This is a genomic window from Streptomyces sp. NPDC002788 (genome assembly GCF_053592115.1).
The window spans coordinates 97,687-119,005 of record NZ_JBSFVB010000022.1 but is presented as its reverse complement, the minus strand read 5'-3'; the positions used below and the strand labels follow the sequence as shown (position 1 = coordinate 119,005).

The following is a 21,319-nucleotide window of genomic DNA, read 5'->3' as shown; positions in this document are numbered from 1 at the left end:
TCAACAGCAGCACCCAGATCACCGCCGTAACCCCTGCCCACGCGGCCGGTGCCGCGGCCGTCACCGTCACCACACCCGGCGGCACCAGCAACGCCGAGAACCCCAATGCGTACTTCTTCTACGCCGCGCTTCCCTCGCTGACCGCTCTCGCACCCGCCTCTGGAACGACGGCGGGCGGTACCGCGATCACACTGACCGGCAACGACCTTCTGGGGGCGACTGCGGTGCGGTTCGACGGCATCGCCGCTACCTCCTTCACCGTCAACAGCAGCACCCAGATCACCGCCGTAGCTCCTGCGCATGCAGCGGGTGCCGCCGCGGTGACCGTAACCACCCCGGGCGGCACCAGCAATCCCCTCAACTACGTCTACCTCGGTGCCCCCACCCTGGCTTCGATTCACCCCGCTCAGGGATCAACGCAAGCTGGGACCGTCGTCACTCTGACGGGCAACAACCTCACCACGACCACCGCCGTCCGATTCGGTTCAACGCCCGCATCGTTCACGGTGGTGTCCCCGACCCAGATCACCGCCGTCACCCCCGCAGGCCCCGCCGGGCCGGTCACCGTCACCGTCACCACACCTGCCGGCACCAGCAATGGCCTGGCCTACACACGACACGATGCTCCAGGCATCTGAGCAGACGCTCCAGTGGGCACGTCCTCATGCTTGACCCCGTCGACCTCCAGTGATGGCACCGGTTCTTGCCTGAATGCAGTGGTGACGCCTGGCCCACCGACAGAAGCCGGACGATCAGCACCTCAAACCAGGAGTTCCCATGCCTCGCTTTCACGCAGCTGTCATCCACCCCGAACAGTCCGTCACCTACTGCGGCACCGTCGGCGAAGACCACGTGCAGGACGCCTGCGCGATGGCAGCACTGCCCTCCGCCTCCCGCCATATCGTCGAGCATCCGCGCCAGCCGGGCTCGATCTTCGTGCTGCGGGAGGACGGAGACCTGGACTGGTACCAGCCCGTCGACGACGGAGCCGGTGGTCCGGGAAAGCAGGCGGCGCGCTCGGCCCAGGGAAGGACCGAGGCGGCCACACCGGCCAGCCAGGATCGCTGCACTGTGTGGGTCGACCGGGCGATCAGGTTCGGCGACGGCGTTATCGGTGGCCCGATGGACACTCCGGGCAACCCACCCCGCGTGGTCCATCACACCACCGAGTCACCGGCCGGCGGAAAGTACCTCGACGCCGTGTCCTCCTATTTGATCAAGGTGGCCGCAGAACCCCACCTGATCTACTGCCCGGTCACTGACCGCGTCGGACAGTTCGGCCCCCTGCACCACTCCGCCCGTGCTCTCCGCAACGATGGCTCCCGCCGGACCAATAGAGAAGGCAGTGTCTGCGTACAGATCGAGGTCCTGGGCTACGCCGCCAGACCGTGGACGGCAGGATGGGATCCACAGACCAAGCCCGGCTGGCAGGAGATCCTCGCCGCCCTTCGTTCCTGGGAGGTCCCGGACGTCTGGCCGGCCGGTCCTCCCGTGGCCTACCCGGGCGGCTCCGCCTCTCGCTCACGACGAGTGTGGCAGTCCAGGGGCGGGCATTTCGGCCACTGTCACGTCCCGGGCAACGACCACGGTGATCCCGGAGCGATCGACACCGCGAAGGTCTTGTCCGCCAAAGCCCAGCCGGACCGGCCCCGGCCGCACGTCACTCTCGCCCACGTGATTGCTGCGGCCAGAAGAGACCCCTCCGGGCCCGACGGCCACCGCACCCACCCAGCCGACGTCCGAGTGGTGGAGGACGCACTCGTTGCCGAAGGCCTCCTCCCCCGCCGTTATGCCGACGGCTCGTTCGGAACCAAAACCCTGGAAAGCTACGCCGCCTGGCAGCGCAGCCAAGCCGGCGGCTCCTACCGCGGCAAGGACGCCGACGGCATTCCAGGCCGGGACTCCCTGACACGGCTCGGCAAACGGCACGGCTTCACCGTCATCACATAACCCCACCGGGTAAATGTCCGCGCGCTACCGGGCCGATGGCCGCTACGACGGGGTGTGGGAGTCGGCGGTGGACCTGGCAAAGACGCGGCGGCGTGATGAGTCGGGGCTCAGCGCGCAGGAGCGGGAGGTGCTCAACTCGCTGTACCGGGGGATGACGGACGAGTCGATCGCCAAGCGTCTGAGTGTCTCGCCGCGTACCGCGCGTCGGGTGGCCAACGACATGATGGAGCGGCTGGGTGCGCGCAGCCGTTTCCAGGCCGGGGCGCTGGCGGTGCAGCACGGCTGGTTGCCGTCGGTCGCCACGCTGTGAGACCGGCGGCCCGGTGAGGGGCCGCAGGGCGGTTTCGCCGGGGTCAGGCCTCCTGGCCGACCGCGACCCGTTCCGGTGCGGAGGGGGCGTCGTCGGCCGAGGCGTTGGCGGCGACCTCCCTGCGCAGCCACGTCGAGCCGGTGACGGCGACGAGTACGGCGAGGGCGGCCGCGGCGGCGGGCAGAACGTATCCAGAGTCGGCACCGAAGCGCTCGACCGCCCAGCCTGCCACCATGCCGCCCAGGGAGATGCCGCCGAGGAGGCTGGTGACGGCGAGGGTCATGCCCTCGTTGATCTGCGACCGGGGGATCAGTTCCTGCACCAGCCCCATGCCGGTGATCATGGTGGGCGAGGTCGCCATGCCGGCGATGAACATCAGCGGGGCGAGGGACCACAGGCCGCCGGCGAGGTTCAACGGCAGCATCAGTACCGCCATTGCGGTGACCCCTGTCAGGAACCGGGAGACGCCCGTGCCGCGCAGGGTGACCATGCCGAACAGCATGCCCGCGACGGCGGAGCCGATCGCTTGCAGTGCGAGGACGGTTCCGGCCACGGGCTTGTGGCCGATGGAGTCGGTGAAGGCGACGGTCACCATCTCAAGCGAGCCGAAGATGGACCCGGTGAACAGGAAGACCAGCATCATGACCTGGAGTCCGCGGTTGCGCAGCGGGGCCTTCTGCCCGGACGGGTCGGTCGGCTGCACCGGCGGCTCGGTGCCGCGTTGGACGGCGAACAGCACGGTGCCCACCAGGGTCAGTACCAGGGCGGCGAGGCGGCCGGCCTCCGGGGAGACGCTGGTGGCGAGGGCGACGGCGAGGATGGGGCCGAGGATGAAGCAGACCTCGTCCAGGACCTGTTCGAAGGAGTTGGCCACGTGCATCGAGTCGGCGTCGTTGTCGTAGATCTCGGCCCATCGGGCGCGTGCCATGCCGCCCACGTTCGGTGCGGTGGCCGAGAGGATGTTCGTGGCGAACAGCGTCCAGGTCGGGGCGTCCAGCTCCAGACACACCAGGAGGGCGGCCGACATGACGGCTGACCAGATCGCGGCCGGGATGGCCACGCGTGCCTGCCCGTAGCGGTCGACGAGCCGGCCGAGCAGCGGGATGGTCAGCAGGGTGGTGGCCAGTGAGGCGCCGGTGACGGCTCCAGCGAGGGCGTAGGAGTCGCGCAGCGAGGCGATCATCACGACGGTGCCGACGCCGGACATGGCCAGGGCCAGCCGTGCCAGGAAGCCCATACTGCTGAAGCCGACGACCCCCGTGGCGGAGAACAGTCGACGGTACGGGGCGAACATAGGGACTCCAGTCGGGAACGGTGCAAGGGCAGGTGAGGAGGGGGTGTGGTGGGCTAGCCGGCGGGGTCGACGCAGGAGACCCGGACCCCGCGGGGGTCGAAGCGGAACGGCTGTTCGGTGAAGCCGTGGGTGCCCATGGCGGTGCGGACCTCGTCGCGGCGGGCGGCCGGGCTGTGCACGAGGAAGTAGCCTCCCCCACCGGCTCCCAGCAGTTTGCCACCGCTGGCTCCGGCGTCCAGCGCGTCGCCATAGGCCCGCTCGACGCTCGGTAGACAGACTCTGGAACCGAGGTGCCGCTTGAGTTCCCAGTGGGCTCCCAGCACCTGTCCGAGGGCGATCGCGTCGTTGTTCTTCAGTGCGTCGAGTGCGAGGGGGGTGAGTGCCTTGATGGCGTGGAGGCGGCGTTCGGCGTCGTGGTCGCTGTGGTTGACCCGTGCGTTCTGCTCGCCGAGCACCTCTCCGGCGTCGCGGGTACGGCCGGTGAAGAACAGGAGGAGTTCCTCGTCGAGGCGGTGGACGAACTCCGCGTCGACGGGGACCTCTTCGACGGCCACGGTGCCGTCGGGGTGGAAGTCGATGGTACGGAATCCGCCGTGTGAGGACAGGTACTGGTCCTGTCTGCCCACGGGTCGGCCCAGGCCATGCATCTCGATCGAGTTGGCGGCCTCGGCGGCCTCGTCGGCGGTGAGGCGGCCGCCCTCCAGGCCAGGGTGCCGCAGATGTCCGCGAGGTACTCTTCTATGGCGTCCTTCAGCGTGCTACGGCCGCCCGGCACCATCGACGGGATGATCCCCACCACCCTCAGGTCGGGATTCATACCCAAGTCCTTGACGAGCTTGATCGTACTCAGGGCCTCCGCTGCGCCGATCCGACCGCCCTCGTCCAGCGTCGCGGGAATGAGGACGTCGGTGGGTCGTTCATGAAGGACGTCGCGAGCGGCTCCCCGGAGGGGGACTTGCATGAGGTCTCTCTTTTCGATGAGGCCGAGGGCCTGCCTCATCAGGTGTTCCTCAGGCGCCGGTGTGCAGGTGGGCGGCCCAGGTGGTGACCAGCAGCGGATAGCGGTCACGCAGGTCTCGGAGGGTTCTGTGCAGGGCCAGGGCCGCGTCGTCGAGGCCCGTCGACTTCAGCGAGGTGGCCGTAAAACGCCGTGGTGACCCGGAGCGCGGTTGCGTCGTCCACCCGCCACAGGGTGCCGATGACATGCGGGAAGCCCGCAAGCTGAAATGCCGACGTGAGGTGGATGGCCTCGTCGAGCAGGGTGTCCGCGGCGGTCACGGCCGTGCTGCAGGCGGAAGGTAGGCGAGCCGACCCTGTTCGAGGCTGAGGGTGTTCAGACACCGCACGGTGACAGGCGCGGTCGCGTGGTCGTTGAGCAACAGCGTGCTCTGCGAGGGGTCCGTCGGATGACAGACAGCGTGGCAGGCGAAGTGCACGATTGGATAGTCGGTCAGGCTAGCCATGACCTGGGCGTTGGTCGCCTCCGTGAGGTGGAGTGACGACGGAAACCGGGACGCCAAGAGCTCGGCTTCCGCACCGGCGCAGCTCAGCGGGGCTTCCATACCAGGGGTTGTCGGCATGCAGACGATGAGCGCCTTGTCGCCCTGCCGGTGGTGATGCCTGCTGCGCGTCCGGGAGTGGTCCAGCGCGCGGACGCTGGGCGAGAAGGAGGAGACGACTCGGTCGAGCACTGTGCGGCGGTCGGGCGCATCGGGGCTGTCGTCGTGGTGGCCGGCCGCGTGCAGCGGAAGCTGCCCGAGCAGACCGCCCGGTATCCACCACACCCGGGGCCACGGGGCCGACGTTCGGTGCGCGCTGTCGATGCCGAGCCGATGCAGCACGGGACCGGCGGCGTGGTCCCAGAGCCAGGCCAGGCAGGCCCGCATGCGTTTCTGGGTCTCCTTGCGGTCCACGGCTCTCAGCCCCGGGTCAGTGGCCCGCTCCAGGCCTTGGTGAAAGGCCCGCACCTGGTTCCGTACGGCATGCGGGGTGAGCGCGGGCAGCGCCAGACTCGTGATCCCCTGTTCCGTGATGATCAGGGCATCACTGCGATAGCCGCTGACGTTGTAGACGACGATGGGTCCTTGAGCGGCCTGGGAGATCAGCGACTGAAGTGTCGGGGGCCGCGCGAAAGAGGCGAAACCCGGCTGTCGGCGGATTTCCTGCAGCACGTCGGCGAGCTCATCGGACAGACGGCGGCTGCGCCGGGAGACCGGATCCGACGAGCCATCGGCCTCCCCCTCCGCCGCCCAGTCGCCGTCTGTGAGGTGGAGCGCGGCACGTAGCTCCACAAAGCGCTGGGCGAGCCCAGGATGATGGCGACGCAGCAGGGGGATGTCGCCCCGGAACTCCAGCGCCTGGCTGATCAGTACCGCACGGCCCGACTCCAGCAGGGTGAGGGCCAGATAGGGCGAAGAGTTCCGTGCGGTCGGCTCCGCGCCTCGTAGCGGGGATCCTGCCGCTGTTCTACCGGATCATCCCCACCATGTGGTGGACGAAGGCCCGGCGGGGACCGCAACCCGCAACTACGTCGCTCGTGACAGTGACGGCGGCCGGTGGTTCGTGAAGGCGTACCCGGCGTCCGCCGATCTGGACGAGGAGCGTAAGGCGCTGGAGCTTGGCCAGTTCGCGCGGCTCGGCGGGGTCCCGGCGCCGGACGTGCGGCGGACCCTGCACGGCGATCTCATCGCGACCGCCGACGGGATGGCGGTGTCCGTCGCGGCGTACGTCGAGAACGCGGAGACGGCGGAAGGCGGCCTGTTCGGCGAACGGTGGGCCACGGTGGGCGAGACGGTCGGCCGCCTGCACCGGACCCTGGCCCGTCACCCGGCCGGCCCGCCGCGTCGCGTACCCGCCCGGGAGGTCTGCGATGTGAAACGGGCCGGGAAGCGCCTCGAACGGCTGCTCGCCCGCTACACCGAGAGGCCACCCGCCTCGGAGTTCGCAGCCTGGGCGCAGGAGACCGCTGCCCAGCGGCTCGACGCGCTACCCACCGTGGCCGCCATGCTCAAAGCACTGCCGACGACCTTGACGGCGCAGACCGTCCACGGCGACCTGGCCTCCCCCAACATGCTCTTACGGGAACAGCATGTGGCGGCGGTGATCGACTTCCGGCCGCCGGGCCACCGCAGCCCTGTGTGGGAACTCGGACGGATCGTCCTGGACCCGCGCACCGTCCTGGCACAACCGGACTGGCCCACCGGACTGGCCGACGCGGTCGCCGCCTACCGGGCAGCCAACCCGGCGCTGTCTGCCGAAGAACTGCTCGCCGTGCCCCGGGTTGCAGCCGGCTACCTGGCCTGCTCCGTGTATCCCCTGTCCGAGCCGCTTGACGACCCGGCTGCCGTCACCCGCGAACTCGAGGCGTACGGCCGGAACCGGCAGGCGGCCATGGCCGCGCTGTGCGAGCGCCTGACGGAAGCGGAGGAGGTGCTCCATGACCTCCTCCTTTGAGCCCCTCCTCACCCGCCGCCGCACGGCCCATCGCCCGCCGGGGAGATACAGCACGACCGCTCGCCAGTAGGAGGCACCCCGTGAGCGCGCATGCCCGCACCCCTCGTCCGGCCGCGAGCCGGTCAGCGTCTGTCCGCTGCGAGACGATGCGCCGGATGGGACCGAGTTCCACGCCGCCGGTGTCCACCTCAACCTCTAGGACGACGACGGCCGGATCCTTCTCGGTCTGCGCCACGACGACTCGGCGCACGCGGCGAACCAGTGGCACTTCCTGACAGGCCGCGGACAGCGCTGGCGGTCGCCGTACCAGGAGGACCAGCGCGCACCCGGAACGGAACAGCTGTAGCGGACGCGGAGAGGTTCCCGTTCCTGCGCGGTCCTGCTGGACCCCCGTGCCCCACGACCACGCGGGGATGCCGCCCGCTGGCCTTTCCCGGCACAGGACGCTTTCCGGCTTGCCCGGAGGTCAAGGAAAACGGTCCTGCAGACCGTCCCTCATGTACTTCACGTCAATGAGGTGCGGTCTGTGGGACGTCAGGTTGCGCGGCGGAGGGGGACGACGACGTTTTCGCCCATGCGCTTTGGGTCAAGCCGGTAATACCTGATGTGGCCGAGCCTCTCGGTCTCCTCGAGCCAGCCGGCTTCGATGACCTGCTTGCGGGTGCGGGAGAAGACGGGCGCGGCCATTCCAACGAGTTTGGCCAGGTTGGCGGCGGTCTCGAGTACGGCTCCGGACCGGTCGGTCGGGTGCAGGGCGTACAGCATGACGACGAGACGCTGGTTGGCGGTCATCCCGGCCGTCTTCTCGAGCAGCTCGAGGTTCTTCTGCTTGTCGTCGCTGCTGATCACTGGGCCTCCCACCGTGCAGGCACGTTCTCGTTGAATCCGGGGATGTCCGGCGGGTTGCACGTCTTCACCGCTTCACGCTGCTCGAGCCCTGTTCCGTGGAAGGCGATGTACGGGCTGATCCGGTAGAAGTTGTAGTTGCCGATGCGTCCGCGGACGATCAGGATGCGGTGCTTGGCCAGCTTCCTGTTGATCTTCCCGACGGCGTCGGTGGACATCCCCACCCGCTTGGCGATGTCAGCCCCGGTAGCCCTCAACGGTTCCATGCCCTCGGGCGAGACCCCGATCCACCACAGGACCAGGAACTTCTGGCTGGGCGTGAACGCCTTCGATTCGGTGATCGCCTCGACGCGAGCCTTGTCAACCTGGGTGTGCCTGCCGGAGAAGGCGTACGGCGCATAGGGGACCGCCTCGCCCGTCTCGGCATCGACCAGCCTGCGTACTGCTCCCAACGGTCCCTCCGTGCACGGGGGTTGTCTGACGGTTCATGAGAGGCGGCTGCGAGGCCGACCAGATGAACTTAACGTACATGAGCAGGAAGTCAATCAACCCGGCCTGTCTGCCGTGTCGTCTGCTGACACGCTCAGGATTCACACCGTCCAGCCGCAGCCGCATCGCTGCACCCTCATGTACGTCACGTCAATCTGCCACGGCTGCAGGATCGTGGTACCCAGATCGTCACGTCGGGGTGCCAGGTCTCAGGATCGCTGTCCCGGTCCGTCAGATCGTGGTGCGCGTTCCGTGGGACTGTGTGACACGACTGAAGGATCTGTTCACTCAGGTCTCCTGATCGCCCTCTGCTGTCGGAGGAACTGCCTGCCAGTTCCTCCGGTCTTGGTTGTTCGCGGTATTTGCGCAGGTCAGAGGCTAACCAACGGCCGCGCTCTCTTACCTCAGCAGGAGCCCCGCCGTTCACACCACGGCACAGGCAACTGCCGAGCACTTTCAGCACGGCAGGACGCCCGGCTCACCTCGTCGAACCTTGTGGCACTCATAGGACGAGCGGACCTCAACCCCACGACCGAGCACCCTTCCGGTCCGCAGTCGACGAGGTAACCGACCGCACTGGCGGTGCCGGTCTCACGGGGCCTCACCACCCGTACCCCGCCGCTTCCCGGCGCGCACGGTCCGAGCCACCACGAAACGGATTCGCGCCGGGAAGTGGCGGGGGCAGCGGGGTCCAGGGGCCGGCGAAGGCCCCTGGTACCACGCTGCTCAGCCACCTTTCGGGCTGGTCGTCAACCAGCAGTCTGATGACGGACAGTGGCACCCACGAACCCAGGTCGTGACCCGCACTTGAACACCTGCCTGTACCAGCAGGAGACTTCTGCGCGGGGAGACCTCACGGTCGCGGTCGTTGACGACGAGGCCCAGGCGTGGCGTGGGGGCGACGCCAGGCTGCTCGCGACGATGTTCGCCTGGGTGCTGCACGGCGTCGCCCTTCTCCGCACCGGCCGCGCGAGCCACGAGGCCTTGAGAGCTGCCATGGCAGAGACCATCGGTGCGCTGGAGGGGCTCGGGAGCGTACGGCGTGCCGCCGTACGTCAGCACGCCGCCCAGGGCGGTTCTCACGGCCACGCGCGCATGGCCCTGAGCCTGCGCCGGACACGCTCAGTTCCGCCACGGGCCGTTGCCGGCGGGCCGGGTTGAGGCCCTTCTCCATAAGTAGGTGTATTTGATCCCTGGCGGTGAGGTGCGTGCGCCTGGATGATCTGAGTTGTGGGGGCTGGCGGGACGGCTCGGCGGTTCTGCCGGGAGTGCGGTGATCCGCTGCCGCAGACGATGGCGGCGGAGGCACCGCATCCTCGCGTCGGTCGTGGACGAGGACGAGTGGTGGGCGGCGATCGAGGACGCGCCGTTCAACCCGCGCACCGGGGCGAGGCAGTGGACGCCGGACGGAGCGAAGAGGTCGTCGGCCAGCGGGTCGACCGGCCGGTCACGGTGGATGAGAAGGTCCAGGCCGTCGCCGACCTGACCCGGGACGACGAGGTCGCCGCGCAGGTCGCCACCGATCTGCTCAAGCGGCCGGCGGTGACCGAGCACGTCACCCTGCCGAGAGGGTCCGGGTCGTCGCAGAGCTGACCAGGGACGACACCGTCGCCCAGCAGGTGACCACAGATCTGCTGCGCCGCCCGGCTGTCGCCCGGAAGACGATGCGAGACGACACCGCCCGGATGCTCGTCAACCGAGCCCAGTTCGACAACTCCCACGAGGCACGCGACCGGATCCGCGAACGCACACGGCCGTCCGCGCGATCGAGCACACCATCGAATACCTCGACCTGGTCGGGTCCTGCCACGGGTTCGTGGCCACCCTGGGCAGGCTGGTCCCGCAGCTGCGCGGGCAGGAGTTCACCGACGACGAGCGCGAGACCGTGAGGCGTCAGATCGGCCGGGTCCGCGCCGCGGCCTACTGGCTCGAAGGAGCCCTCGACAACGGCGAGTTCACCCTGGACGAGCAGCTCTTCCAGCTCCTCAAGGGCGAGTAGGCCATGCCGCGACGCCGAGAGGCCCGGCCGCTGGCCGAGCACTACGGCGACCTGGTCCGCGTCGCCCTGATGGAAGCGAGGCCTGCGGGCCTGCACACCTACCAGATCATGGCTGCAACCCGCCTGACCCGCTCGCAGGTCGGCCGGGGCATCCGGCACGTCCGCGACGTCGTCGCCGCAGAGAACCTGACGCCGATCACCTGGTCTCGCCGGGACGGCTACCTGTTCTCCGACGACCCCGCGGACTGGATCGAGTACGACAAACGGCAGTTCCGGCAGATCCTCGGCCGACTGACCCGGGTGATCACGGGCACGCTCGATCCGCACCTGGCCCGAGACCCCGACGACGAACGGGCCCAGCTCGCCACCGCCCAGCTCACCGGCGTCCGCGCCACCCTCGCCCAGCTCTCCCCAATAGCCCCCGTCCACAGCCGATCACCTCTGCCGAGCCCGCCATGCCCGCTGCTCCCCGTCGCCGCCGCTACCCGTCCGACACCTCCGTTGCCGAGTGGGCCCTTCTCGAACCCCTGCTGCCGGTCCCGACCTGCCAGACCAAGACCGGCGGCCACCCGGAGAAATGGCCCGGCGAGAGATCGTCGACGGCATCCGCTACATCGTCGACAACGGCGTGAAATGGCGGGCTCTACCTGCGGACTTCCCACCCTGGAAGACGGTTTGCGGGTTCTTCTGGCGGTGGAACCGAGCCAGGGCCGTCACCTACATCCGTGATCAGCTCCGCCGGAGGATCCGCACCGGCAAGGGCCGCTGCCCGCACCCGGTGACGCTGATCGTGGACTCCCAGTCGGTCAAGGGCGCCTCCACCATCAGCCGCAACAGTCGCGGCTACGACGCCGCGAAAACGACTGCGTCTCACTCAGCCACAGATCACCAGGTCTGGGCCGACCGCGGCTACGCCGACGACCTCGTGGACTGGGCCCGCGAACGCCTCTGGCTCACCCTGCGCGTCATCTCTCGGCCCAAGGGCACCAAAGGACCCTCGTCCTTCCCCGCCGCTGGAAAGTCGAGCGCACGATCGGCTGGTGCATGAACGCCCGCCGCAACGTACGCGACTGCGAACGCCTGCCCCAGCACTCCGAAGCCCACCTGAACTGGGCACTCATCACCATGATGACCCGACGCCTGACCCGCAAGAGCCCCAGCACACCGACAACTGGACGAGGAAACCCAAGCGCACCAGCTGATCTACTCTCAGGACAGCATTGGGATCGGTGCCGCGCTTGGGCGGTGCTCGGCCAACCAGACCTGGGCATATGCGACGGCGTCAGTCAGGGAGAACAGCCGAGCTTCGGCTGCGGCCACCGTACCTCGTGTTATGGGGCGCTCCTGCTCGAAGGCCGCGCCCAGGTCATCGAAGCCGTCATCGGTGATCGCCGTATCTCGCACGGTGGTCCAACGGCGGCCCTGTGGGGTCATGATGGCGAAGGAGTTGTCGACCTGCGGTGCGGGAATCCGGTACTCGGCCAGGTGAAACGCCGTGCAGGATTCGAAGCCCGTGCCCAGCAGGAGGATCCGCGCCCTGACGTCTTCCAAACGGGCAAGCGGACTGCGTTCACCAAGCCGGCAGTGCAGAGCGTGGCCGTCCAGGATCGTGGAGGCGCGCGGGCCTATGGCCGCGAATGAGGTCTGCGGATGCGCACTGCGGGCAGCCCCTGGCCAGTTACGGACGGTCTCGGGGATCGCGCCCACACCGCGCGTGGGCGTGGTGCGCGGGTCGTAAGGCAGCATCGATGCCCTGATGTCCGCCCACCATGCCTCAGGCACGGACGGACTGTTCCAGTTCGCCGGATCCGAGTTGTCCCCAGAATGCGTCGGCACCACCAACGTCCCGTCGTCGCCGAGGACGTCGAGCAGTGCCAACACAACAGCGCCGGGGCCGCCGCAGACCCAGCCGAGCGAGCTGAGGGAGGAGTGAACGAGGAGTGTCTCACCCGGGCGTAGGCCGATGTCACGCAGCTCCGAGGCGAGTGAATCACGCGTACACAGCGGGCCGGGCGGAGGCGTCGTCGACATAGTTGGTGAGTGTCTCCCGTCCGAGGACCGCGTACCACCGGTTTTGGCGGCGGCCCATCTTCGCCGACTGTCGGTTGTGGCCCTCCGTGTCCCCCACTCCTCCAGCAGAGCATGCACCAGGTGTACGAGTGGCTGAAGCCGGTCGGGCTCCGGGGCGAGCGAGGCGAGGACATCGGCGAAGGAGCTGTCCTCCAAGGGCAGTGCGACTGCCCAGCGTTCGTCCTGTCGCCCGGGCGTTCCACCGTGAGTCGGTATGCCAGCACAGCGGCGCCGCCCGGGACGGCGCTCCACCGTCAGATCGGTGACGTCGAAGCTCACGCTCCCGTCACCGGTCGTATATGAACGGGCGAGCGCTTGCTCGGCCGGTGTGTCCGATCCACCATGGGCGCTCCTCTCCCTCTCTGAGCTATGTGGGCTTCGGCCCGGGCTTTCAGCACCTGGCGACGGTTGCCGCGCGGGTCTGGTCCACCTTGTACGCCGTCAACAGATCGTCGAGCTCACGGCCGGCGTGCCGGTGAGGGGAGGATCTCAGCCGGGCGGGATCTCCATGACTCCTGAAGGCGTAGTGGTGCCTGGTCGCTCGTGCGTTCAGCACGAGCTCGTGGTGGAGGTCGGTGTCGACGTCGCCCGTGACGCCGTCGGCCGGTGGCGTCACCCGCAGCCTGCACCGCCTCCGCACTGACCTCTCCCCCACCAACGTCCCTCTCCAGACACCACCGCTGTGACGGCGGCGCAGCGCGGCGGCCCCGACCGGCGGCGCGCAACTCTCGGCGGGCGCACCCCGATTTCCGGCCGCCCCGGCCCAGCCCCTCCCGCCCTCCCTCGCTGCCGAGGGAACGGAGCTCCACCTGGCGTATGCCAACGAGCAGGCTGTGCAGCGTCACTTCCAAGGCAAAAGAGAGGACAGCTTCCTCATCGAGGCTGCCCTCTGCGGGACTGCGCGCAGTGTCCATGACATGCGAAAAGACCCGGATCGCGCCCGCATCGATGTGGCAGACGACTGCCGCAGTGCCGTCTTCATGCCGGTGTGTGCGCAAGTCGCCGGGTTAGAGGCCGGCCGCAGCCCGCGAGGTACCGGGCGGCGAGCTGCTCGCGGGTGGGATAGGCCGGCGGCTCCACCGCCAGGAGTGAGTCGCTGAGCGCCTTGTGCTCGGTCCTCCCGGCGTTGGCCAACTCCAGCAGCGGCACTGTTGCCTCAATCACCGTGACAGGCGCTGGCGGCAGTTGTCTCGGGTCAAGCTCGGCACCGTCATCGCCGCCATGCTCCTCATCTGGCTCCGATCATGATTGAAGGGGCATGGCCAACGGGGCCTCGACACCGGATATCCGGTATTTGCGCACCTCAACGTCGCGGATTTGAGCTGTCTGCTCGGGCTCCGGGCCCACACCCACGGAAGCGTTCGAGATCCTCGTCCGTTTCCCAGCGCTCGTGCACATTGATTCGATTCGGCTCGATCGCGTCGGCCGACAGGGCGATATCAAATGCGTCCCCGGCTACCAGCCCGGCAGCCGCTCACCCCCGGCCGAACGGAGCGGCAACTCGGTGAAAGGGAGCGTTGAGTCAGCGTTCGACGCGGTTGCGGACAGCCGGAACCGCCAAGATCAAAAGGACCGGGCTCGGTCGTGCGGGAGGCCATCTCGATGTGGTGCCCTGCGGTGGTCAGATCCTGTCCGCTGGAGCGCAACACCACTGAGTTGAGCGTGGTGTTCCGAGGCTGCCGGGGCTCGGAGGGCTCTCGAGCCCAGAGCAGGACGGTTCAGCGCAGGTGTCCGGTCAACCCCCCACTCGGGCCGTCTGCGACGGCGATGCTGGCGGTGATGCACTGGCCGACCGGCCTCCCCGCGCGCTTCTACACCCTGGGCGACGGCCCACACGATGTCCAAGCCGCTGGCCCGCCCGGCTGGCCTCGGCGGCCCTGACCGCCGGCAGCACCGGGGCCGGAATCAGACACGTCACCTCGACCCCACCCCCAGCGACCCACACCCGATGAGCGCCGGGCCCGGGGCGTACTTGCGGGCCCTATAGATATCGCGGCCCAGCAGTTGCACGCAGGCGCCGACGAATACGCGCACCGCAGCCGCCTGCTCACCCGCCCCGCGAGTCCAAGGACGACCTCCGCAACAAGGCCGTCACCGTGGCCGAGGACCTGGCCTGGCTCAGCGCCAACGCCACGTGCCTGTCCAAGGCCTGCGCCCTGCTCGTCACGCTGGAGCAGCCCCGCCGTCGTCTCCACACCGCCTAGCCCCGCCGGGCCCGCATTCCTGTAGCCGAAGCCATGCAGACGGCCCCATCCCCTGCAGGATGAGGCCGTCTACGCAGCAAGGGCACTGCCGAGTCAGCCGGCCCGTGCTGCGGCTTGCTCAGCGAAGGAGCGCGCCAGTTCACCAGCCCGCGCTGGGTCCCTGTCGAGTGCTTTGCTGGTCAGCAGTTCCAGGAGCGTGAAGAAGGCGTCGTCGGCCTCCACCCTCACGTCCAGCAGCAACGCGAGTTCCCCGGGCCTGTCGAACGGCACCCGACGGGCTTGCTGTTCCAGGCTCGCCTTATTGCCCTTCGACGAGCGGGAGTCGGCGCGGGGCTCGGGGATTGTGTCTGATGTTGCCGGACTCTGCGGCGGCTCCCCCTCCCGCTTTGGTGACTCATCCTGGCTGTTGGTTGACGAGCCCTCTTCCGCGGAGCCGGTGATTACGCCGTAATCACCGGCAGGCCGGCCCGGGGTGTCTTCCTCGCGAGCAGTAGTTGTCTGTTGTGTCGCATGGCGTTTGGACGTGCGCGCCACCTCTTCCTTTGCCGCGCGCTCCGCCTTGAGTTCTTCCAGGGCGGTTACTTGCTGGTCAACGGGCTTGTTGCCGACAGCCCGCAGCAGATCGATGGGGTCCTCACCGATGCGGGCCTGGAGTTCAGGACTCAGGTTGAGCAGGGCGAGACGCTGGGAGATCCAGCCCTGGGAGCGGTGGAGGCGTTTGGCGAGGGCTCGCTGGCTGCCGTGAATTTCCAGGAGGCGCTGGAGGGCGCGGGCTTCGTCGAGTTCTTCGAGGTCTTGGCGGTGGATGTTGGCGACGAGGGCGGATTCGAGAAGTTCTTCGGGGGTGGAGCCCTGGTCGTCGCTGACCATGACCTTGAGCGTGTCGAGGCCGGCCTCGCGGGCTGCGGCGAGGCGGCTGCTGCCGTCTACGACGACGTGGGTGGTGTCCGGCTCGAGGTCGCCTTCGCGTTCCGGGTTGGCCTTGATGTAGGCGTCGCGGTTCATGACCGTGATGGCCTGCTTCTGGCCGTGGGTCTTCAGGCTGCCCGCGAGGTCGGTGAGGTCACCGAGGTCGGACCGGGGGTTGTCCGGGTTGAGGCTGATTCGATGGACGGGGAGTTCCGCGGGTGGGGCGATGCCCTCGGTGGGGACGCCCGTGGCGGCAGCGACGGCCTGACGGCGTGCGCTGACCGTGCGCACTCCCCCGCCGAACCGGCCGGAGCCCAGTCGGTCGGCCTTGCTCACGAGACCTCCCTTGCCAGGGCGCGCATGCCGACGGCCTGCTGTGACTTGGGGGCGTAGGACAGCAGGGGTTTCTTCACGCGGACTGCTTCCTTCTGTTCCTTGAGGTCTCCGATGAGTCCCACCACCCTCGGATCCTTTATGTCCACCCAGCCCTGGAGGGAGGAGGTTGCGATGTATCCGCGGCGGGAGTCGTAGAGGTTGACGACGATGCCGAGGTAGTCGATGTCGACTTGGAGGTCGCCGCGCAGGTCGTCGATCTGAGTGGTGAGCAGTTCGTAGGCGTCGGCGGAGCTGTCCTCGGCTTGGACGACGATGAGGGCCCCGGATTGGCCGGGCTTTTCGCTGTCGCGCCGTCGGCCGTAGTAGGCGGCGGCGTCCATGCTGAGGCCGAGGCTGGGTGGGCAGTCGACGATGATTACGTCGTAATCAGCTTCGAGTGGGGCAAGGGCCCTCTCGAGCGCGGCTTCCCGGGCTCGTACGGCGGACAGGCGTACGTCGAGGAGGAAGGCGTCGTTGCAGGCGGGCAGAAGGTGGAGGCGGCCACCGAAGGTTTCGTCGTCGACGGAGACGATGAGGTCGCGCAGATCGCCTTTGGGGTCGCCGGCCATGTGGTTGGTGAGGCTGTCACCGTTCAACGGCAGCGGGCTGGCGCCCAGCTGGTTGGTGAGGTGGCACTGAGGGTCGAAGTCGACGAGGAGTACCCGGAGGCCGAGGCCGGGCAGGTTCTCGATGTCGAGCGGGTCGGCTCCCGTTTCCGGTTGGTCGTTGTGCGTCTCGCTCGCGCGTAGGGCCTTGGTGAGGGCTTTGGCGACGCGTACGGGGTGCAGTCTGTTGGGGTCTTCGGCCAGTGCCTCGCCAAGTCCGGCGGTGACAGCGGTTTTGCCGACTCCGCCCTTCTGGTTGCAGACGACGATGCGTCGGGTGATCGCGGGTCGCTCGATGTTGGGGGCTGGGTTGGCGTCGAGCCACAACTGGACGGACTGGGCCAGGCCCTGGATCAGGGAGACACGCCGGTCGGTTGCGATCTGCCGGAACTCCTCCCACTGCCCGGGGGGCAGGAAGGTGGAGAAGGAGTCGGCGCCTGCGGTGTCAACGGTGTCGGGGGTGGAGGCGAGGCTGCACCAGTCGGTGATGCCTTGTTCGACGGCGGCCTGAATCTCGATGCCGTGCTGGGCGGCTCTGATTTTGAGGTTCTGCCGGAGCCATCCCGGCAGCTTGGAGACGACCTTCTCGCGGTCGCTGGAGGTGGCTGGCGAACTCATGAAGGACACCATACTAACGTTGTAGATCATTGACACCATCGACACGTTAGTTAGACCAACTTGGTGAGCCGCAAGCACTCCCCCGGCTGATTACGCCGTAATCACTCGACCGGCAAACTGAGCACATAGCACCGCAACCGCACGCCAGCAGTTAGCCCAGCCGTGTGACGCCCGACTGACTCACGCGACTCGCCGGACAGGACCCGAACCACGCAAAGGCCCGTACTCCCCCGGCGGTTCACAGCGCTCGGCGCGTTGCCGTAACCGGGTACTGCGGCTCAAGACAGCTCATGTCACGCTCCCGCTTCGCCCTGGGCGGCAATGCCGGTGGCCATGGCGGGCACGTCGGCGTGGTGCCTCGCGGCTACGGGGCGGCAACGGGCACGGCCGCCGGCGTCGGATCAAACATCGCCGCCCGACTCGCGGCCGCGCCGGAGAAGCGATCGGGAAATAAGGCGGCTGGGGGCAACGGCCGTTCCGGAGCCCGTGTTGACGGCCCCGTAGGAGAGGCCGTCAACACGGCGGGGGGCTTGAGAGTGAGTCGCTGGCGAGCGGGCAGCACGGGCGGTCGGGTCGCCGGTGGATAGGTGCCTGCACTCACAAGGCAGTGCCGTTCCACGACTCCGCTGTGAGCTTCAGGTCGCGTGGTGACGGAGGCGTCTGTCAGTGGTGTCTTGCATGATCAGGCGCATGATTCATGGATCTCACGAAGCTCTGCGCTCTCTCGCCTCCGAGCATCTGCCCCCCGGCATAGCCGAGAGGTGGTTGGAGCTGGTGCGACCATCTGTACGACTCGGCGTAGCTACGGGCTCGGACAGCGTGGCCGGCCATCTCGGCGGTCAGCCGAAGCTCGCGACCGGAGTGGACTGGCCCGTGTGGGAGGGACACGGGCCCCTCTCGTTCATTGCGTCGATCGAATGCGCGGCGCTTCCCTCCCAGACACTGGCCATCGACCTGCCAAAGTCCGGGTCTCTCTTGTTCTTCTACTTCGACGGTCAGCTCGATGACGGCGATGCTCTCGTGCTGGCAGAGGACCGGGACAGCTGGGCCGGCGCTCGCGTGCTCTACGTTCCGGAAGGCGCAGGTGTGCCGGATCGGGAAACACCGGGGGAGCTCCAGCCGTATCCGCTGGTGCCGCTGACAGCGCGGGTGGAGATGACGGCGGCTGAGCCCTGGCATCCGCATATCCGGGAGACGTTCGCACCGGGTGCTCCGCTCGGGCAGCGCTACGACCATCCCGTATGCACTCAGGAGTTCCTCGACGCGCTGTGGGAATTCGACGACACAGTGGGCCACCAGGTCGGCGGCTATGCGCACTCGGTGCAGAACCCGGTGGAGATAGAGATCGCAGAAGCTGTGCTGGAAGGCAGGGTGTCCTGGGGGGATCCCCGGCTGTCGGACGAGGCGGGCAGCTGGGTGCTACTGGCGCAGTTCGACAGTGAGGATGCCGCGGGCATGATGTGGGGTGACTGCGGTGCGTTGTACTGGCTGATCCGTCCGCAGGACCTGACCGATCGGCGCTTTGACCGGGCGATGTTCACCTGGCAGTGCAGCTGAAGTCCCCCTGAGTGCTCGGCAGCCATTCTCCCGGACCTCGTCAGGGACGACGTCGGGTCGCCCGCCAATCCTCGATGTGACGTGGGCAGGGGCCGACAGCCAGCCGCCACGCACGTTCGTTGGTCAGACCATTGAGCCGACCTTCGGCCCCTGGTTGATTACGTCGTAATCACCTCACCCGCGGCAAGGCATCCGCCGGGAGTGATTACGCCGTAATCACTCCCGGCCAAGGACTCCCTTGTGACGGCAGCAGCCTGGCTCCGAGCACTTGGTCGCCAGTCTGGTTTCGCCGACCCAGCTTGGCGTGCAGCGTGGCGGTGCTGGGTCGGCCCCTGGCCTAGCAACGCCGTACGGCTCCGCCAACAGCCGCCGCCGACTACTTGCGATGCCCCTTGGTCCGGGCGTGCTGCAACTTGCGCGTGAAGCGGTGCATGTGAGGGTCGAGCACCTCGTCCGGCTCCTTGAGCACCTGCTCATCGGTCAACCACCGGATTGCGTTGAACTCGCTGTGGTCGTAGGACGTGATGGTGTGGGCTTCCGCATTGAGGAGGTACCAGAGCGAGACGTCGGTGTGCGTGTGCTGCCCCTGGGTTGGGGTGACGGTGAGGAAGAGTGGCTGCTCGCCGGTGATCGGCGATGCCACGGCCTCGATGCCCAGTTCCTCGCGGCATTCGCGGACCACCGCGGCCCAAGGGTCCTCGCCCGGCTCGACGTGTCCTCCGGACGGCAGCCACAGGCCCGCCTTGCGGTGCGCGACGAGCAGCAGCTGCCCCCGCGTGTCGTCGAGGACGACGAAGTAGCTCACCAAGTGCTTCGCCGGAACGTCCGGCTTGCGCACTCGGTAGAGCGGGGCTCCACTGGCGATCCACTGCCTGGTGGCATCCACATGAGTGCGCTCCAGGTGGTCCCAGGGTTCGATCGCACCGACCAGCGCCAGTAGGTGGCCCCGCGGTCGTTCGTCAGGTGCGGTAAGTGAGTGGTCAGTTGAGGTCACTTGCGCATGCTGGCAGGGGCCACTGACAATCGCCCTCGAGCCCGGTACGACAAGCTCGCGGTCGGTCCGCTACGAGGCGACCGTCCTCGTCGCCGCCATCAGCGAGTGGCTATGACTGACCACGTCACGATGGTGCTGCGTAACAGCGGCTGGCCACCGTCTGGTGCGGACTCCACTGCAGCTCGACTGTGGCCATCAGCTCCCAGCCCAGGCGCTCATACAGGGCTGCCGCCGCGGTATCAGATGCGACGACCTGTGATGAACGGTTCGGGCCTGTGCGGCCCGACTGACGTTGGCGTGCCCAGCGATCAAAACAGGTGCGTTTCACCGCGCACCCTGACGGGCCTTGGTGCATCGCGCCGGGAGTGATTACGCCGTAATCACTCGTAGAACAAGCTATGCAAGAAGCAGCGCGGGGGAGGACCAGTCAGCAGACCGGCCCCCGCTTCGTGGTCACGCACCCGCCCCGCGATGAGCGTGACCGAGAGTCCCGATCGGCCGGTGGTTCGCGGGTTCACCTATCGGGCTGCCGCCCCCGCCCAGCCCGGGTGTTGGCTCGCCCAGCTCCGCCTCCGCTTCGCGGATCTCCGCTTCGGACAGCGCCGCTCGGGCAGGTGCCCTGCGCCGAGGGGGAGAGCTGAACTCGTCAAAGCGCCGCCCCCGGCCATGTTGTGCTTCCGCTATCCAGTCGGTCGCATACGGGTGAGGTCAGACCAAGCGATCCGTCGGACTCTGGCGTGTCATGGGAGCGCCCCGCCAGGTTCTTGACGTGTGAAGAACAAGCAGGCTCGTGCTGTCATGTCTCACCGTGCGTTCTGCGGCATGGTTCGGCTACGGACACTGGAGGACGTGTTCGCCTACGCCGCGGCCGAGAACGTCACGGCGCCGGACCGAAGTACGAGCGCGTCTTCACCCACCGGGCCCTGGTGACGCTCGTCCACCTGCGGACGGGACCGGCCCACGAGGCACTCGGAGCGATCTACGACGTGGGTTCTTCCACCACACGGTCGAGTGCTCGCCTTGCAGGCCAAGGGGGTGGTTGACCGGACATACCGCGCAGGAGCGTGTCCGGGAGCCGAATGCCCTTGTCCGTGTCATCAATCGGCGGGACGTTAGCCGCGATCACCTGCGCTGATGGCGCGCACGCCTGAGCCCTGCGCCGCTACCTGCGCTGGCGGAAGGCGGACGCCCGCCGCCCCGACATGCTCGCCGCCCAGCGCAAGGAACCCGCCCGCTTCCGCAGCGAGCAGAACATCCGCTGTGGCGGCATACCACAACAAAACAGCAGTCTGCACACAGAACTGGTAAACCCTCCGGCCGCAAACCTACGGCCGGTGTACGGAGACGACCTCGTACGGTACGAGGTCGAGCGTCGCGATCTTCAGTACTTGCTCCATGCACGCCCGCACGTCGGCGTCTTCGCGCGCGGCCGCCAGATCCGCTTGCGAGCGCCACTGGTTGTAGTTGGCCACTCGAGTGCCCTCAAGACCCCGGTGAATATTGGCCTGCACATACCCAGGCTGCTTCGGCATGACCTCCCGCGCCATGTACTGGAGCAGCTCGATGAGACGTTGCTGATTCTCGGGAGCGACGGTGAAGACATTGATGTAAGTGACCAGGTCACCACCCGTGCTGATCTCAGTCAT

At 68.0% G+C, this 21,319-nt stretch carries 15 protein-coding genes and 5 pseudogenes; 8 read left to right on the top strand and 12 right to left on the bottom strand.

Annotated elements, in window-relative coordinates:
• From ACWD1U_RS32575 to ACWD1U_RS32565, 3 genes are all read left to right on the top strand, one after another.
• Positions 1 to 638 (top strand): IPT/TIG domain-containing protein (locus ACWD1U_RS32575; RefSeq protein ID WP_451112956.1); only part of this gene is annotated, 638 nt, incomplete at its 5' end.
• 139 nt (positions 639 to 777) lie between these two features.
• Positions 778 to 1,950: a peptidoglycan-binding protein LysM gene (locus ACWD1U_RS32570; RefSeq protein WP_451112955.1), complete on the top strand. Its 1,173-nt coding sequence runs from the start codon at positions 778 to 780 to the stop codon at positions 1,948 to 1,950.
• Between the two features lie 13 nt (positions 1,951 to 1,963).
• On the top strand, positions 1,964 to 2,260 hold the full coding sequence (locus ACWD1U_RS32565) for a helix-turn-helix domain-containing protein (RefSeq protein ID WP_451112954.1): 297 nt from the start codon (positions 1,964 to 1,966) through the stop codon (positions 2,258 to 2,260).
• Positions 2,261 to 2,303: 43 nt separating this feature from the next.
• On the opposite strand, the gene ACWD1U_RS32560 is transcribed toward ACWD1U_RS32565, so the two are convergent.
• From ACWD1U_RS32560 to ACWD1U_RS32550, 3 genes and pseudogenes are all read right to left on the bottom strand, one after another.
• Entirely contained in the window at positions 2,304 to 3,554 is a 1,251-nt protein-coding gene (locus tag ACWD1U_RS32560; RefSeq protein WP_451112953.1) for an MFS transporter, read from the bottom strand.
• 53 nt (positions 3,555 to 3,607) lie between these two features.
• Positions 3,608 to 4,180, bottom strand: a complete 573-nt coding sequence (locus tag ACWD1U_RS32555) for a hypothetical protein (protein WP_451112952.1) — start codon at positions 4,178 to 4,180, stop codon at positions 3,608 to 3,610.
• A 439-nt stretch (positions 4,181 to 4,619) separates the two neighbouring features.
• Positions 4,620 to 5,440 (bottom strand): annotated as a pseudogene (locus tag ACWD1U_RS32550) (CHAT domain-containing protein).
• A 601-nt stretch (positions 5,441 to 6,041) separates the two neighbouring features.
• On the opposite strand from ACWD1U_RS32550, the gene ACWD1U_RS32545 reads away from it, so the two are divergent.
• Positions 6,042 to 7,007, top strand: coding sequence for a phosphotransferase enzyme family protein (locus ACWD1U_RS32545; RefSeq protein WP_451112951.1), 966 nt, complete (start codon positions 6,042 to 6,044; stop codon positions 7,005 to 7,007).
• A 534-nt stretch (positions 7,008 to 7,541) separates the two neighbouring features.
• On the opposite strand, the gene ACWD1U_RS32540 is transcribed toward ACWD1U_RS32545, so the two are convergent.
• A complete protein-coding gene (locus ACWD1U_RS32540; RefSeq protein ID WP_059423490.1) occupies positions 7,542 to 7,853 on the bottom strand; it encodes a hypothetical protein in 312 nt (103 codons plus the stop codon).
• Positions 7,853 to 8,305: a MarR family transcriptional regulator gene (locus ACWD1U_RS32535; RefSeq protein WP_102907254.1), complete on the bottom strand. Its 453-nt coding sequence runs from the start codon at positions 8,303 to 8,305 to the stop codon at positions 7,853 to 7,855. The genes ACWD1U_RS32540 and ACWD1U_RS32535 overlap by 1 nt, the downstream gene beginning before the upstream one ends.
• A gap of 844 nt (positions 8,306 to 9,149) precedes the next feature.
• Between ACWD1U_RS32535 and ACWD1U_RS32530 the strand changes: the two genes are divergently transcribed.
• From ACWD1U_RS32530 to ACWD1U_RS32520, 3 genes and pseudogenes are all read left to right on the top strand, one after another.
• On the top strand, positions 9,150 to 9,503 hold the full coding sequence (locus ACWD1U_RS32530) for a hypothetical protein (protein WP_451112950.1): 354 nt from the start codon (positions 9,150 to 9,152) through the stop codon (positions 9,501 to 9,503).
• Between the two features lie 112 nt (positions 9,504 to 9,615).
• A pseudogene (locus ACWD1U_RS32525) lies at positions 9,616 to 10,341 on the top strand (DUF6192 family protein).
• A gap of 455 nt (positions 10,342 to 10,796) precedes the next feature.
• A pseudogene (locus ACWD1U_RS32520) lies at positions 10,797 to 11,540 on the top strand (transposase); the annotation flags it as partial.
• Between the two features lie 10 nt (positions 11,541 to 11,550).
• Here ACWD1U_RS32520 and ACWD1U_RS32515 read toward each other — a convergent pair.
• From ACWD1U_RS32515 to ACWD1U_RS32500, 4 genes and pseudogenes are all read right to left on the bottom strand, one after another.
• Positions 11,551 to 12,372 carry an aminoglycoside N(3)-acetyltransferase gene (locus tag ACWD1U_RS32515; RefSeq protein ID WP_451112949.1) on the bottom strand — a complete coding sequence of 274 codons (822 nt, stop codon included), beginning with the start codon at positions 12,370 to 12,372 and terminating at the stop codon, positions 11,551 to 11,553.
• A gap of 1,561 nt (positions 12,373 to 13,933) precedes the next feature.
• Positions 13,934 to 14,081: pseudogene (locus ACWD1U_RS32510) on the bottom strand (pentapeptide repeat-containing protein); the annotation flags it as partial.
• Positions 14,082 to 14,708: 627 nt separating this feature from the next.
• Positions 14,709 to 15,860 carry a ParB/RepB/Spo0J family partition protein gene (locus ACWD1U_RS32505; protein ID WP_451112948.1) on the bottom strand — a complete coding sequence of 384 codons (1,152 nt, stop codon included), beginning with the start codon at positions 15,858 to 15,860 and terminating at the stop codon, positions 14,709 to 14,711.
• On the bottom strand, positions 15,857 to 17,122 hold the full coding sequence (locus ACWD1U_RS32500; RefSeq protein ID WP_451112947.1) for a ParA family protein: 1,266 nt from the start codon (positions 17,120 to 17,122) through the stop codon (positions 15,857 to 15,859). Before ACWD1U_RS32500 ends, ACWD1U_RS32505 begins: the two co-directional genes overlap by 4 nt.
• A gap of 819 nt (positions 17,123 to 17,941) precedes the next feature.
• Between ACWD1U_RS32500 and ACWD1U_RS32495 the strand changes: the two genes are divergently transcribed.
• A complete protein-coding gene (locus ACWD1U_RS32495) occupies positions 17,942 to 18,679 on the top strand; it encodes a YwqG family protein (RefSeq protein WP_451112946.1) in 738 nt (245 codons plus the stop codon).
• Positions 18,680 to 19,055: 376 nt separating this feature from the next.
• Here the strand turns inward: ACWD1U_RS32495 and ACWD1U_RS32490 are convergent, their stop codons facing one another.
• The 3 genes and pseudogenes from ACWD1U_RS32490 to ACWD1U_RS32480 form a co-directional block, all read right to left on the bottom strand.
• The gene (locus ACWD1U_RS32490; RefSeq protein WP_451112945.1) at positions 19,056 to 19,517 is read right to left on the bottom strand and encodes an NUDIX hydrolase; all 462 of its coding nucleotides are present in this window, start codon (positions 19,515 to 19,517) and stop codon (positions 19,056 to 19,058) included.
• 280 nt (positions 19,518 to 19,797) lie between these two features.
• Positions 19,798 to 19,926 (bottom strand): annotated as a pseudogene (locus tag ACWD1U_RS32485) (GNAT family N-acetyltransferase); the annotation flags it as partial.
• 1,072 nt (positions 19,927 to 20,998) lie between these two features.
• On the bottom strand, positions 20,999 to 21,319 hold the full coding sequence (locus ACWD1U_RS32480) for an antibiotic biosynthesis monooxygenase family protein (RefSeq protein WP_059417547.1): 321 nt from the start codon (positions 21,317 to 21,319) through the stop codon (positions 20,999 to 21,001).

Coding starts and splice junctions, on each gene's coding strand:
- ACWD1U_RS32500 (WP_451112947.1), bottom strand. CDS start 17,122: ATGAGTTCGCCAGCCACCTCCAGCGACCGCGAGAAGGTCGTCTCCAAG.
- ACWD1U_RS32515 (WP_451112949.1), bottom strand. CDS start 12,372: ATGTCGACGACGCCTCCGCCCGGCCCGCTGTGTACGCGTGATTCACTC.
- ACWD1U_RS32570 (WP_451112955.1), top strand. CDS start 778: ATGCCTCGCTTTCACGCAGCTGTCATCCACCCCGAACAGTCCGTCACC.
- ACWD1U_RS32565 (WP_451112954.1), top strand. CDS start 1,964: ATGTCCGCGCGCTACCGGGCCGATGGCCGCTACGACGGGGTGTGGGAG.
- ACWD1U_RS32560 (WP_451112953.1), bottom strand. CDS start 3,554: ATGTTCGCCCCGTACCGTCGACTGTTCTCCGCCACGGGGGTCGTCGGC.
- ACWD1U_RS32480 (WP_059417547.1), bottom strand. CDS start 21,319: ATGACTGAGATCAGCACGGGTGGTGACCTGGTCACTTACATCAATGTC.